This is a genomic window from Chryseobacterium sp. ON_d1 (assembly GCF_006829085.1).
GTDB lineage: Bacteria > Bacteroidota > Bacteroidia > Flavobacteriales > Weeksellaceae > Chryseobacterium.
The window spans coordinates 267,524-281,025 of sequence record NZ_BJTC01000003.1 but is presented as its reverse complement, the minus strand read 5'-3'; the positions used below and the strand labels follow the sequence as shown (position 1 = coordinate 281,025).

Below are 13,502 nucleotides of genomic sequence, written 5' to 3'. Positions count from 1 at the left end.
TCGTTCATCATTTATCATTTATCACGTATCTTCGTAAATCGTATGAAACAAGTAATTCCATCCCACCACAATCAACTGGAAAATTCAGCTGTACGGCTAATGCCGTTATCCATTTTTCATGAAAAACAGGCAGAAGTTCACAGAGACGATCATTATATGTTTATCCTTCAGCAGAAAGGAGACTTTGTGATGGAAATAGATTTTAACAGGATTGTATTGAAAGGCCCTTCCTTATGTTTTACCGGTCCCGGACAGATTCATCAGTATATTCATCAGAAAGACAACGAGGGATGTTTTTTTTTCGTAGAGGCTGAACTTGTTCCTGAGGCTTACCGTGAAGCACTGGACCTCCACCAATGGCTCCGTCAGTCCTCAGCTGTTACGGAAAATGACATTATTTTCGATCTGCCACCCCTGTTTGAAAAAGCTGAAAAAGATCCGGTACTGCATATACCTTCCATCATGAGATCACTGGCAGAATCTGCAGTTGGAATCATTATTTCAAGAATTTCAGGAACAGAAACAGAAGGTTTTCATCAGCAGGGCCAAAGGTATTCGATTACAAGACAGTTTAAAAAGCTGATCACAGAACACTTCATAACTGTCAAACAGGTACAGCAGTATGCAGAATTTCTCAATATTACTCCGCTTTATCTGAATGAAGCTGTAAAAGATGTTACCGGATATCCTGCCAGTTTCTGGATACAGCAGAAAGTCTTATGGGAAGCCCGCCGCCTGCTGTTTTATACCAGTATGGATGTAAAGCAGATCGCCTTTGAACTGGGCTATGATGATCCTGTTTATTTTTCACGCTTCTTTAAAAAAGGAACAGGGATGACTGCTTTACAGTTCAGAGCTAAAAACCATGATTTGTCCCATTATCACCATTAAATAGCTCTCTGACTCCCGGACCTCAGATTCTAATTTTGTCCCGTCAATCATCAAAAACAAATAACAGGATTGATCAGCAATTATGATGGTACAACAATTAAAAAACAAACGTATTGCAGTTATAGGAGCCGGATTGGGAGGTCTGTGTCTTGCTCAGGGATTAAAAAAGAATGGAATCCCCTTCACGATATTTGAAAAAGATACTGCTATAAACACCCGGTCACAAGGGTACAGAATCAGGGTGAATGAGCCTGGCAGAAAAGCTTTAGAGGAGTGCCTTCCCGGAAATCTGTACAGGCTGTTCCTGGACACCTGTGCGGCAAGCTACAGTGGAATGAAAGTTTTGACCACAACCCTTGAAAGTTCCCGAAATGCCCTGGTAGAATCCTGGAGTGACGGAGTAAAAGAAATGCCGGACCTGAAACCCAACCGCTTGACATTACGTGAAATTTTACTTCAGGGGATACAGGACCATATCTGCTTTGGAAAGGAGCTCACAGCCTGGAAAGAATCAGAAAACGGTGAAGTGGAACTCGCATTTTCAGACGGCTCAACCTATACCGCAGATCTGGTAATAGCTGCCGACGGGGTTCATTCCCGAATCGGAAAAGAGTATTGCAAAGACCATAAAATCAATACCGGGAATATAACCATCTATGGAAGAACTTTCTGTTCTCCCGAAGCTCAGAACGCTATTGCTCAGGAATTGCAGGAAGGTACATCAGTGATTATTGGTGACCGGTTTTCTTTAATTACAGATTTTATGAGTTTTGATTTTTCCCGGAAAGATACATCCTGGAATCAGCTCAGTCCGATTTCCGATTATTTTTACTGGGCATTCATCGGAAATCCACAGGCTTTTGGAATGGCAAAGTCTGATTTTTACAGCCATTCAACAGAAGAGATTTTACAGGCAATCAATAAAGTGACCTATCAGTGGCACCCTAAGCTTAAAGCATTATTTCAGTATGCTGATCAGCCTTCATTATCCGTAACCCCTATCCGGTCTTCTTTGCCAAAGGAACCATGGACATCCGGAAATATTACAGCATTGGGTGACGCCGTCCATACGATGAGCCCTGCAGGAGGAGTCGGAGCCAATACAGCCTTTACAGATGCTGCCCTTCTGACCCGTTATATAATCAGTAAAAGCAGTATTCCGGAAGCTGTCGAAGAGTATGAAAAACAGATGATTATGTATAGTAACCACGCGATTGAAATATCTCTGAAGGGCGGCGAGATCCTGCATGGGATCACTGAAGATCACGGAAATAAAGAATCATTGTAAAGCGGCTTTATTTTGTGTGATAAGCCTGGTATGCCCGATGCGATCATGAATCAAAAAAGTACCACATCTGGCAAAAACATGGTGAAAATCATTTTATTAAAAGTAAAATTGTTTATATTTAATTAGATAAAAGCAAAGATTTTCATGTTGTAAAAAGGCAGGATAATTGCAATGATCTACAAAACCACACAAAATAAGATTTATGAATGTACAGTTAGATCCATATGCTAAGACTGAAAAAAATACTGTTGACCAATTTCGTTCAGATATTTTGAATGGACTACAGAATATGCCTAAAAAGCTATCTTCAAAATATTTTTACGATAAAACCGGTGATCATCTTTTTCAGAAGATTATGGCCATGCCTTCCTATTATCTGACCCGTTGTGAACTGGATATTTTCAAGAATAAAACAGACGAACTTATTGAGCTTCTCATTCCGGGAAATGAACCTTTTGACCTGATCGAGCTGGGTGCAGGAGATGCAATGAAATCAAGCTATCTGCTGGAACAGCTGATCAAAAAAGAGTTTAATTTTACTTATATGCCAATTGATATCTCAGGAAATATTCTTTCGATACTTCATGAAAAACTAAGCAGCCGGTTTCCGGAAATGAAAATCACCTGTCTGGAAGGGGATTATTTTGAAATGCTTCAAAAGGCCGCTTCATTATCAGACAGGAGAAAAGTGGTCATGTTCCTGGGCAGTAATATCGGGAATATGACTCCGGAAGAAGCTGAAGTTTTCTGCCTTCACCTGAATAAAAATCTATCACCTAAAGACCGTGTACTGATAGGATTTGACCTGAAGAAAAATCCACATATTATCCTGGATGCTTATAATGATAAAGAAGGAATTACCGCTGCCTTTAATCTTAATCTTCTGACCCGTATCAACCATGAACTGGGAGGTAATTTTGACCTGACACAATTTCAGCATTACCAGACTTATGATCCGGTTACAGGAGCCTGCCGAAGTTTTCTGGTAAGCCTTACCGGTCAGCAGGTAACCATTGGCGATATCGTGATTTCATTTGAAGAAAATGAACTTATCGATATGGAGATTTCACAGAAATTCTCTCCTGAAAGAATCAGGGAACTTGGCGAAAAATCAGGTTTTTCCATCACCGGAGAGATCAGAGATTCTAAAAAATGGTTTTTAGATACGATCTGGCAGGCAAAATAGAAAGATAAACAGCACATCACTTCTTTAAAAGTGAAAAAATAAAATCATGCTTTTTCATTAAAAATCAATCATTAAAACTAAAAGACATGACACCAGAGATCACCATAAAAGACAGTACAAAAAAGTATATGGACATCCGCAGGCGTTCTGAAGAAATCTGTGCACCGCTGGAAACCGAAGATTATGTAGTACAGCCTATTGTAGATGTAAGCCCTCCGAAATGGCACCTTGGTCATACCACCTGGTTTTTTGAGACGTTCATTCTCATTCCCCATTTCCCTGATTACAAAGTTTTTGACCCTCAGTATAATTTTGTTTTTAACAGTTACTATGAGACCGTTGGTGCAAGGGTTATCCGAACCGACCGCGGCAATCTCAGCCGCCCTTCTGTTTCAGAAGTATATGAATACAGAAGGTATGTGGATGAACACATGAAAGCTTTTCTTGAAAGTTCTTTCCTTACAGAAGCAGTTGAGCCTCTTCTGGAGCTGGGGCTCAACCATGAACAGCAGCATCAGGAGCTGTTAATTACTGATATTAAATATATTTTAGGCCATAATCCGCTTTTCCCTGTTTACACAGAAGAAAAACCTGTACATAACAGCTCAAAAGATCCCGAAATGCTCAGCTTTTCTGAAGGAGTCTATGAAATTGGTTTTAAGGGGGAAGGATTCTGTTTTGATAACGAATTGGGAAGGCATAAAGTTTATCTTACCGATTTTGAGATTGCCAGTCAGCTGGTCACCAATAAAGAGTATTTAGAATTTATGAAAGCCGGAGGGTATGAAGATTTCAGACACTGGCATGCGGAAGGATGGGACTGGGTGAAACAAAATTCTGCGAAATCTCCTATGTACTGGCATTATATTGAAGGGAAATGGATGCATTATGCGCTGAACGGATTACAGGAAATAGATCCTGATGCTCCGCTATGCCACATCAATTTCTATGAAGCCTCCGCTTTTGCTTCCTGGAAAGGAATGCGTCTCCCTACTGAAGCAGAATGGGAAACCGCCTCCGACTATTTTGACTGGGGAACACGCTGGGAATGGACCAATTCTGCTTATCTTCCCTATCCTCATTTTAAGAAGGAAGAAGGAGCCGTAGGTGAATACAATGGAAAATTCATGGTAAATCAAATGGTATTAAGAGGAGCGTCTGAAGCTACTCCTCCCGGACACAGCAGAAAGACCTACCGGAATTTTTTTCAGCCCAATTTAAAATGGCAGTTCACAGGAATCAGGCTCGCCCAGTAATTTTTTACCGATGATCACAGTAGAATCAGTCTCAAAAAGTTTTAACGGAAAAAAAGCAGTGGATCATATTTCTTTTCAGGCATCTGATCAGGAGATCCTTGTCCTCCTGGGCACGAGCGGTTGCGGAAAGACGACAACCCTTAAGATGATCAACCGTCTCATAGAAGCAGATTCAGGAAATATCCTCATTAACGGAAAGAACATCCGGGATCAGAAACCCGAGGAGCTGAGAATGGGAATTGGCTTTGTCATGCAGCATGCCGGATTATTTCCTCACTATACGATTCAGCAGAATATTGCGGTAGTTCCTGAACTTTTGAAATGGGATACAAAGAAAACAGAAAGAAGAATGCATGAGCTTCTGGCTAAACTGCATCTTCCGGAAGAGATTCTTTCCCGGTTTCCCCACGAGCTCAGCGGCGGACAGCAACAGCGTGTGGGTATCGCAAGGGCACTGATTGCAGACAGTCCGGTTTTGCTGATGGATGAACCTTTCGGGGCACTGGATACCATCACCAAGGCTGATATTCATTCGGAATTTAAATCGCTGGAAGAACTTAAAAGTAAAACCATCATATTGGTTACCCATGATGTGCAGGAAGCTTTTGAACTGGGACACCGGATATGCCTGATGGATCATGGGAAAATTATACAGACCGGTACTCCCAAGGAAATGCTATACCATCCTGCCACTCATTTTGTCCGTGATTTTTTTGCTGAAAACCGGCTTTTGTTAGAATATAAAATAGCCGCTCTACATCACATCAGTCCGTTTCTCACTCCGGAAAGCTCATATTACAGACCGGACAGTACAGACAATACAAGTGTCTGGGATGTTTTACAGCAATTGAGTTCTGATCATCAAAATGCTGAGGTGTATGAAGAAGTGGTGAGAGCCTTTAACCATTATAAAAAATCACAGAGGGTATGACACAACAGCAGAGTCTATGGCAATTTATTGCTGAACAGCATGAAAAGCTGACCGCCCAGATTATCCAGCATCTTGGGCTTACCTTTTTGTCCCTGCTCCTCGCCATCATAGTCGGTGTACCTTTAGGTATACTGATCTCCAGAAAAAAGAAACTTTCCAGCCCGGTGCTGGGCATCGCCGGTATTTTACAGACCATACCGAGTATTGCCCTGCTGGGTTTTATGATTCCTGTTTTTGGCATTGGCCCCAAACCGGCAATTGCGGCTTTACTCATCTATGCGCTGCTTCCCATTATCAGAAATACCTATACCGGAATTACGGGCGTGGATCCGGCAGTGATTGAGGCTGCCAAAGCAATGGGAATGAACAGAAACCAGCTTCTTTTTAAAGTGAAGCTCCCTTTGGCAATGCCGGTGATTATTGCCGGTATCAGAACTGCGGCAGTTATTAATGTAGGAGTGGCTACCCTTGCCTCTTTTGTGGCAGCAGGAGGTCTGGGAGAGTTTATCTTTGGAGGGATTTCACTCAACAATACGAATATGATCCTCGCAGGAGCCATTCCGGCAGCATTGTTGGCTGTTATACTGGATCAGGTTATTGCAGTGATCCAGAGATCAGGTTACCGTTTTTTTCAAAAACTGAAATATATTCTTCCGGTTGTTCTTATCATTTTAGGAACAGGTTATCTTCTGACTTTTGTGTCCCACCGGACCATTAAAGCAGGTTTTACACCGGAATTTATGGGGAGGCAGGATGGAGATATCGGGCTGCGTTCGGTATATGGGCTCAGTGTGAATCCTCTTATTGTAAGTGATGCAATTATGTATAAAGCAGCGTATGGGAAAGAGCTGGATCTGATCAGCGGATATTCTACAGATGGCAGAATCAAAGCTTATGATCTGTATGTGCTGAATGATGACAAAAAAATATTTCCGCCTTATTATGCAGCGCCCATTATCAAAAACCAAACACTGAATAAATTTCCGGAACTGGAAAAAACCTTGAATCTACTGGCCGGAAAGTTCAATGATTCTCTCATGACGGATCTGAATTACAGGGCTGATCATCTCCACCAGACTCCGGAGAGGATTGCAAAGGATTTTCTGATCAGCAACAATCTTTATAAAAGTCCCCGAAAAGGAAATTCAGGAACCGTCCGGATTGGCTCAAAAATCTTTGGAGAGCAATATATCCTTGCAGAAATGTATACCATGCTTATTGAAGGCTACACTGACTATAAAGTGGAAACCAAAACCGGTTTAGGAGGAACGAAAATCTGTTTTGATGCGCTGATGAATGATGCGATTGATTTTTATCCTGAATATACGGGAACCGGACTTCTGGTTCTTTTAAAGCCTTCGGCAGAAACAATAAGAAATATTTCCCAAAGTCCCGATAAAACGTACAGATATGTGAATTCAGAATTTGAAAAACACTATGGAATCCGATGGCTGCAGCCTTTAGGATTCAATAATGCCTATGCCCTGATGATGCGGAGAAGCCAGGCTGAAGAGCTTCAAATCAAAAATATATCTGATCTTAAACAATATTTTAACGGGAAATAATGGTGATCATTCACCATCATCAACCCTTCTGTTCTTTTCCTGATATAAAATTACAGACAGTCTTTTTTTAAATGCTATCTTCGCAGGAGATAAAAAAATCTGACAAAATGAAAAAAATACTATTTCTGGCTTCGGCTGTACTGGTTCTCAATTCATGTGTAGTAAGAACAGCTACAAAAGTAGTATCCGGAGCTGTAAACTTAGGATATAAAGCTGTCAAAGGAACTGTCAACGGAATCAGCTGGGCAGTGAGTAAGGCGAAAGGAAAAATAGATGAAGACCGCTTGGACGGCACCTGGAAAGTAGTGGGTGTTTACCGTGGTTCTTTTGAAGATTTTTCTAAAGACCAGAACCCTGACGGCTCATTTACTTCAGAATGTACAGAAGGTTTTGATCAGATCGTTTTCAAGGCTAAAAAGTCTAAATTCAAGCCGGTACACTGCAGCACCCAGGATGAAGATTGGGTAAAATATTCTATGGAGTTCGGAAAAAATCCTTCAACAAAAGAAAAGGAAAATTATATAGAATACAATTCCAACAACTATATTTCTGTCATTGATGTCAACAGTAAAACAATGGTTCTGGAAGGTAACCTGATGCCCAAATTAGGATTTTCCGGTGCTAAGTTGTATCTTCTGGAAAAGGTAAAATAGAAATTCAGACTATTGTAAAAACCTTTCTGCAATAAAATATCCTCCACCCACTACCAGTAATGGCAGTGCTATTGAGAGCAGTATTAAAGGCCAGGCAAAGATTCTGAAATAGGTATATAAGCTTACAGAAGAAGGATCATCCGGATCATAGATAACAGTCTCAGTCTCCCCTACCGACCAGGCTGAAGGATTCGTACCTTCCGGAAGTTCATAGCTATATTCTGTATTATTCCGGGTCCTGAAAGTAAAAAGGGGGATATACACTTCTCCATCCGAATCATCTATCCGCAGTGAGGTAACAGTAGCTGTTGCCTTTTCTGCTTTTTTTAAGAATGCAAGAGTACTTCTTAAACTTAAGAGTGCAAAAATAAACAGCGCTATTCCTGCACCGAGAATGATATAATATTGCCACATAGTTTTCTTTTTATTACTGCCCATACCCATTTCATCTCCTGAAAAACAGATTTATTGCTATCCAGCTTATTTCCAGATTGATATCCGAATATACAAAAAGATTTTTATTGTATAGGCAGTTACCTGGTTTCTATATCTACAATCTTTTTGCCTTCTTCTCCCAGATAATGAAGAACCAGCTTTTCGTAGACCTTATACCCGTCATCAACATTGGTAAAAATAACGATCCCCTTACCCGTTTCCGGCAGTATAATAGCAATACACCGGGTACCCTGGTCTGCCCCGCTATGGGATAAAGCATACTCATTATTTCCCAGGTCATAAATTTCAAAACCTAACCCGAAATATTTATTTTCTTTAACCTTTACCTGTCTTGTTGTCATTTCCCGGAAAATTTCAGACTTCAGATTTTTTCCTTTCATGATACTCACCATAAAATTTCCGTAATCTTCTATTGTAGTATGCAGGTCATCGGCAGCATTAGCCTTTGTAATTTTCTCTATCGGATAGGCGTCTCCTTTTTCATTATACCCCATTATAAATCTTGATGTATCAGTATTCTTATCCCAGATATAGTTGGTATCATTCATTCTGAGAGGCTGAAAGATGAGCTCTGTGGCCAGCTGATCCAATGATTTTCCAAATTTCTTTTCCAGCGCTTTGCGAAGGTATTCAAACCCTTCTCCTGAATACTGGTATTTTGTGCCGGGATCAAACTGAAAGTTCAGCTTTTTGTCTGCATTCATCCATCTCCAGTTCGGAAAGCCAGTCTGATGGGTGAGAATAATTCTGGTTGTCAATTTTTGATGTCTCGCATCATTTACAATATCCGGATCTGTCCAGTAAGTATCAAGAGGTTCATCCAGCTTCCATTTTCCCAGACTTACAAGGCGTAAGGCGACCATTGCTGTAACAGGTTTGGTAAGAGAAGCTACATTAAAAAAAGCATTGCGGGGTGCTGAAATTCCTTTTTTAACATCGCCAAAAACTTTGACCTGCTGTAGTTTTCCGCCTTCAATAATACCTAATCCCAAAGCAGGAATATTATTTTCTTTCAGCCAGCTTTGCATCGACTGGTCGTTATCAAACATCGCTTCATTATCGGTCGTCTGTTTCGGATGGTGATTAAAACTTAATGAATTCCTAAGTTTCCACTCAGCATTCTCCAATATCCACAGATGGGTAAACTTTGCTTCCCCCACCAATTTCTCAGCCTGATTCCCAACTCTTTCATAAAACAGGTGATCTCCATTCTGAATGGCCGCATAGAGCTTTCCGTCTTTATACATGGGATAAATCTCTGTATCAATCAGAACTCTCTTTACCTGATAAGTTTCCGGAGATTTGCACAATCCGGTTTTAAAATCACTGATAAATTTCTTTTTGTCTGCAAAACCACCTTTATCGTGATAAAATTCAAACCTGTCGTCTAAGACACTTTCTATCTGCCCAATGTTGCATCGGTTGTACCCTGCAGAAAAGAGCAGGCTGTCTTCAGACATAATTTTTTTATAAAGTGAATCTGTTTTTTTTACCTGTGCATGCAATACACTGATGAACAGCATAAGAAATGGGAGGATAAACTGTGAAGACTTTGTCATTGTTATTTTTTTGACAAAGGTTAGATTTTTAACCAATTTTTCATTAAAAATAAACCTGACAAAGACCCGACAAAACCCTGACAGAATTTATATCATATTGAATTTCAATTTAATATATAATTTTTTACGACGGTCAATTTCGGCTGCATTGCGGAGGATAATAAATACATTGGAAAGTACAATCAGGATCATAAGAACCAGGGTGAACTGTTTTCCGAACTTTAAAAAGATTCCAAGCATGAAGATAATGGGTGCGATCACTGTCCAGATCATCTGTACTGAAATGATCTGTCTGGCCAGAGCGTTTTTCTGCTTCAGGGTAAACATCAGGATCAGCGGAGCGAAAATGTTCAGCGGAGGTAAAAGTGTAAAGATGAGTGATGAAAGATTAATGATCTTGATATAAGAATAATTGATTGATGCTTCCTGTTCTTCTGCTCCTGTTTCAATCTCAACTGTTTCTGTTATGACCTTTGACGGTGCCTTATCCTGCAGTAATGCAGACTCTTCTATTCCCAAAGTCTGCGCCAGAATTCTCAGCGTATGTCCCTTAGGTTCCGTGCCGGATTCTATCCTCTGAATCGTTCTTACAGAAATCTTTGACTGTTCTGACAGCTCCTCCTGAGTCAGATTTTTTTGTTCTCTTATGGCTTTTAGCTTAGACATTTTTAAGTATTCGAAAAAGAATATTTTGTTTTGGCTAATTTACAGTTTTCTATTATTAAAAACATCAAGACATTTTCTTTGTATGGAGTGATAATAAATGATCATTCTTATCAAAAAATAAATGTATTTTTATTGAGAATAACATTCTATTTTTCAATCCATTATAAACTCCAACACCAGATCAGTTTATGAAAAAAACAATATCCAAATCCGAAATCAGGAAAAATATTGCTACTTACCTGATTCTTACCCTTCTTTTCTGTCTCCCGGTTTATTATATGTGTATCCGTACCGGAAAGCTTGGTGGCGGTATCATTTCTTATGCCACCATTGTCATGTGGTGCCCGGCTATAGCAGCCCTTCTTACCTGCCGTATCCGGAACATTCCGGTTTCTTCCCTGGGCTGGAAATGGGGTCTTACGAAGTACCAAATCATGGCGTACTGCATCCCTGTTCTTTATACATTTATCCCTTACCTTATCATCTGGATGAGTGGTGCTGGAGGTTTCTATAATCATGAATTTGTGGCGGAAGTTGGCAAAGGAATGGGCTGGAATCTTTCTGATGGTCTGACCATTATATTGTATATTATTCTGATGAGTAGCTTTGGTATGGTGCGCTCTATAGGATCTGCACTGGGTGAAGAGATTGGCTGGCGGGGCCTTCTGACCCCTCAATTAGCTAAGATCAATTCTTATACTGCTACTTCTCTTTGGATGGGTCTCATATGGTCGATTTATCATTATCCTCTTTTGCTTTTTTCCAATTATAATTCAGGAGGTCCCAAATGGCTTGCTCTTTTATGCTTTACAATAATGATATTTGCATCCTGTTTTATTTTTACGTGGTTACGGTTAAAATCCGGGAGTTTATGGACAGGCGCTATTTTGCATGCCAGCCACAACCTATTTATACAGTCTATTTTTACGCCGCTTACTGCAGATACCGGAAATACCAATTATTATATTGATGAGTTTGGGATTGCTTTGCCTATTGCTACAGCCATTGTTGCTTACTTCTTTTGGAGAAAAAGAGATGAACTCCCTGACACAAACACTGAAAATAACCTTCTTTCCACATAGGATACAAAAACAGCCTTCTGTGTAGAAGGCTGTTTTTGAAATATGATATGAATTGAGTGTTATTATTTTTTATATACCTGCTTCCCGTCTTTATACGTTTCCATCACAACAATATCTTTGATATCAGCAGAATTTACTTTAATCGGATTTTTATCCAAAATAACAAGATCTGCTCTTTTATTTTTTTCAAGGGTTCCTTTTTCTTTTTCTTCTCCCCACTGCCATGCCGCATTGATTGTAATTGCCTTAAGGGCTTCGTAAGGACTGATACGCTGCTCGGGTCCCAGTAAATACCCTGAACGTGTTTTCCGGTTAACCGCAGCATATACTGCTGTCATCAGATCTGGCGGTGTTACAGGTGAATCATGGTGAATCGTAAAGCGGATCCCCTGATCCAGACCTTCCTTCAGCGGGCTGATTCTTTCGGCCCTTTTTTCTCCCAGCACATTGGTACGGTGCCAGTCTCCCCAAAGGTAAACATGAGTAGGGAACCAGCTTGGCATAACTCCTATTTGCTTATAACGCGGAACCTGATCTTTACGGCATACCTGACTGTGGATAAGAACGCATCGCATATCTTCGGTAAGCTTTTTTTCTTTTTTCAGACGCTCCAGCAGATCAAGACCTTCATCGATGGCAGCATCACCATTACAGTGAATATGAACCTGCATTCCTTGTGCGAAGATTGCTTTAAGTCCTTTATAGGCCGCCTCTCTTGAATAAATAGGCTGTCCTTTAAAACCTTGTTTTTCTCCATCCGGAGGTATCAGATACGGCTCTGTAAGCCATGCTGATTTTCCTTGTGGGGATCCGTCAAATGTCATTTTTATTCCTCCAATTTTTACATGCCCATTGTATTTTTTATAAAATTGCTTCCAATGGGCAAGTTTATTGGCATTCAAATCATAGTCCGGCAATATGACATAATCTCCTTTGAGTAATCCTTTTTTATCGGCTTCTATAATATGATCAATATTGTCCGGTGCTGAACGTCCTTCACAGATTGTAGTCTGGCCATTGGCAAACCATGCCTGTTCTGCTGCCTGCAAAGACTTATACTGATCACTTTCTGCAGGTCTGGGAAGTTGGGTAACCGCATATTGCAGGGTATTGATATTCGCATTTTCCTGCATTTTTCCTGTAAGCTGTCTGGTGGCAGGATCTTTACCAATAATGCCGCCTGTAGGATTGGGAGTATCATAGGTAATATTCATATTTTTCATCAGTAAAGAATTGGCCACTCCCATATGCCCTGAAGCATGTAGTATATAAATCGGATTGACAGATGATACCTGATCCAGTTCCTGTGCAGTAGGGTGTCGGTGTTCTTTCATAATGGCATCGTCATATCCGTTTCCAATGATAAGTGTCCCGGGTGGAATTTTATTGTTGACAATATAATCTTTGAGAACCTTCAGCAGTTCGGGAATAGACATTACTTTCCCATAAGGTTCCGGCTGGAGGTCAATCATCTGTGATGCAACAGCATATTGAGAAATATGACCGTGGGCATCTATAAATCCAGGCATCAGTGTACGGCCGGACAGGTCTGTCAACTTTGTTTTGTCTCCTTTAAGAGTCATTGCCTGCTTTTGGGTTCCTGCAAATACAATTTTTCCGTCCTTTATGGCAAGAGCTTCTACATAAGAAGCTTTAGGGCCTGTCATGGTCAGAATATCTCCATTAACAAAGATCTGATCAACATCTGTTTTTGCCGTACACCCTACTGTTAGAGTATAAATGGCTGCTGTAGCAGCAAATGATGTCCATAATTTTCTGATTAAGTGAGGGATTTTCAACATATTTTATTGTTTTTTAAAATGTAAGTACAGTCACTTATTGTAATTCTAAATATAGTGATTTAAAGCGTTAAAAACAAGATTCGGGACAGTATTTTTTGTCCTGTCCCGAATTTCAATAAATATTCATATAAAAAAAACTTAACCTAATCTGTATCGGATGGGTAACG

Annotated in this window: 12 protein-coding genes; 8 read left to right on the top strand and 4 right to left on the bottom strand. The window is 40.3% G+C overall.

The window, feature by feature from the left end; all coding sequences use genetic code 11:
* The first annotated feature begins 42 nt into the window (after positions 1 to 42).
* From CRS_RS06855 to CRS_RS06825, 7 genes are all read left to right on the top strand, one after another.
* Positions 43 to 891: a helix-turn-helix domain-containing protein gene (locus CRS_RS06855; protein WP_172617014.1), complete on the top strand. Its 849-nt coding sequence runs from the start codon at positions 43 to 45 to the stop codon at positions 889 to 891.
* A gap of 82 nt (positions 892 to 973) precedes the next feature.
* Entirely contained in the window at positions 974 to 2,179 is a 1,206-nt protein-coding gene (locus CRS_RS06850; RefSeq protein WP_142723322.1) for an NAD(P)/FAD-dependent oxidoreductase, read from the top strand.
* 202 nt (positions 2,180 to 2,381) lie between these two features.
* On the top strand, positions 2,382 to 3,365 hold the full coding sequence (gene egtD, locus CRS_RS06845; RefSeq protein WP_142723321.1) for an L-histidine N(alpha)-methyltransferase: 984 nt from the start codon (positions 2,382 to 2,384) through the stop codon (positions 3,363 to 3,365).
* Positions 3,366 to 3,451: 86 nt separating this feature from the next.
* Positions 3,452 to 4,621 (top strand): ergothioneine biosynthesis protein EgtB, encoded by a 1,170-nt coding sequence (gene egtB / locus CRS_RS06840; protein ID WP_142723320.1) that lies wholly within the window; start codon positions 3,452 to 3,454, stop codon positions 4,619 to 4,621.
* A 10-nt stretch (positions 4,622 to 4,631) separates the two neighbouring features.
* Complete coding sequence (locus CRS_RS06835) at positions 4,632 to 5,552, top strand: ABC transporter ATP-binding protein (protein ID WP_142723319.1); 921 nt, start codon at positions 4,632 to 4,634, stop codon at positions 5,550 to 5,552.
* Positions 5,549 to 7,117, top strand: coding sequence for an ABC transporter permease/substrate-binding protein (locus tag CRS_RS06830; protein WP_142723318.1), 1,569 nt, complete (start codon positions 5,549 to 5,551; stop codon positions 7,115 to 7,117). The genes CRS_RS06835 and CRS_RS06830 overlap by 4 nt, the downstream gene beginning before the upstream one ends.
* Positions 7,118 to 7,224: 107 nt before the next feature.
* Positions 7,225 to 7,770 carry a hypothetical protein gene (locus CRS_RS06825; RefSeq protein WP_041461650.1) on the top strand — a complete coding sequence of 182 codons (546 nt, stop codon included), beginning with the start codon at positions 7,225 to 7,227 and terminating at the stop codon, positions 7,768 to 7,770.
* Positions 7,771 to 7,779: 9 nt separating this feature from the next.
* On the opposite strand, the gene CRS_RS06820 is transcribed toward CRS_RS06825, so the two are convergent.
* The 3 genes from CRS_RS06820 to CRS_RS06810 form a co-directional block, all read right to left on the bottom strand.
* Complete coding sequence (locus tag CRS_RS06820) at positions 7,780 to 8,184, bottom strand: DUF3592 domain-containing protein (protein WP_228451199.1); 405 nt, start codon at positions 8,182 to 8,184, stop codon at positions 7,780 to 7,782.
* Positions 8,185 to 8,303: 119 nt separating this feature from the next.
* On the bottom strand, positions 8,304 to 9,785 hold the full coding sequence (locus CRS_RS06815; RefSeq protein ID WP_142723316.1) for a serine hydrolase: 1,482 nt from the start codon (positions 9,783 to 9,785) through the stop codon (positions 8,304 to 8,306).
* Between the two features lie 87 nt (positions 9,786 to 9,872).
* Entirely contained in the window at positions 9,873 to 10,451 is a 579-nt protein-coding gene (locus CRS_RS06810; RefSeq protein WP_142723315.1) for a helix-turn-helix domain-containing protein, read from the bottom strand.
* A 188-nt stretch (positions 10,452 to 10,639) separates the two neighbouring features.
* Between CRS_RS06810 and CRS_RS06805 the strand changes: the two genes are divergently transcribed.
* Positions 10,640 to 11,533 carry a CPBP family intramembrane glutamic endopeptidase gene (locus CRS_RS06805; protein WP_142723314.1) on the top strand — a complete coding sequence of 298 codons (894 nt, stop codon included), beginning with the start codon at positions 10,640 to 10,642 and terminating at the stop codon, positions 11,531 to 11,533.
* 62 nt (positions 11,534 to 11,595) lie between these two features.
* On the opposite strand, the gene CRS_RS06800 is transcribed toward CRS_RS06805, so the two are convergent.
* A complete protein-coding gene (locus CRS_RS06800) occupies positions 11,596 to 13,335 on the bottom strand; it encodes an amidohydrolase (protein WP_228451198.1) in 1,740 nt (579 codons plus the stop codon).
* Positions 13,336 to 13,502: the final 167 nt, after the last annotated feature.

Excerpts from the sequence above, each read along its gene's own strand:
- CRS_RS06855 (WP_172617014.1), top strand. The coding sequence starts at position 43 with ATGAAACAAGTAATTCCATCCCACCACAATCAACTGGAAAATTCAGCT.
- CRS_RS06850 (WP_142723322.1), top strand. The coding sequence starts at position 974 with ATGATGGTACAACAATTAAAAAACAAACGTATTGCAGTTATAGGAGCC.
- egtD (WP_142723321.1), top strand. The coding sequence starts at position 2,382 with ATGAATGTACAGTTAGATCCATATGCTAAGACTGAAAAAAATACTGTT.
- egtB (WP_142723320.1), top strand. The coding sequence starts at position 3,452 with ATGACACCAGAGATCACCATAAAAGACAGTACAAAAAAGTATATGGAC.
- CRS_RS06835 (WP_142723319.1), top strand. The coding sequence starts at position 4,632 with ATGATCACAGTAGAATCAGTCTCAAAAAGTTTTAACGGAAAAAAAGCA.
- CRS_RS06830 (WP_142723318.1), top strand. The coding sequence starts at position 5,549 with ATGACACAACAGCAGAGTCTATGGCAATTTATTGCTGAACAGCATGAA.
- CRS_RS06825 (WP_041461650.1), top strand. The coding sequence starts at position 7,225 with ATGAAAAAAATACTATTTCTGGCTTCGGCTGTACTGGTTCTCAATTCA.
- CRS_RS06820 (WP_228451199.1), bottom strand. The coding sequence starts at position 8,184 with ATGTGGCAATATTATATCATTCTCGGTGCAGGAATAGCGCTGTTTATT.
- CRS_RS06815 (WP_142723316.1), bottom strand. The coding sequence starts at position 9,785 with ATGACAAAGTCTTCACAGTTTATCCTCCCATTTCTTATGCTGTTCATC.
- CRS_RS06810 (WP_142723315.1), bottom strand. The coding sequence starts at position 10,451 with ATGTCTAAGCTAAAAGCCATAAGAGAACAAAAAAATCTGACTCAGGAG.
- CRS_RS06805 (WP_142723314.1), top strand. The coding sequence starts at position 10,640 with ATGAAAAAAACAATATCCAAATCCGAAATCAGGAAAAATATTGCTACT.
- CRS_RS06800 (WP_228451198.1), bottom strand. The coding sequence starts at position 13,335 with ATGTTGAAAATCCCTCACTTAATCAGAAAATTATGGACATCATTTGCT.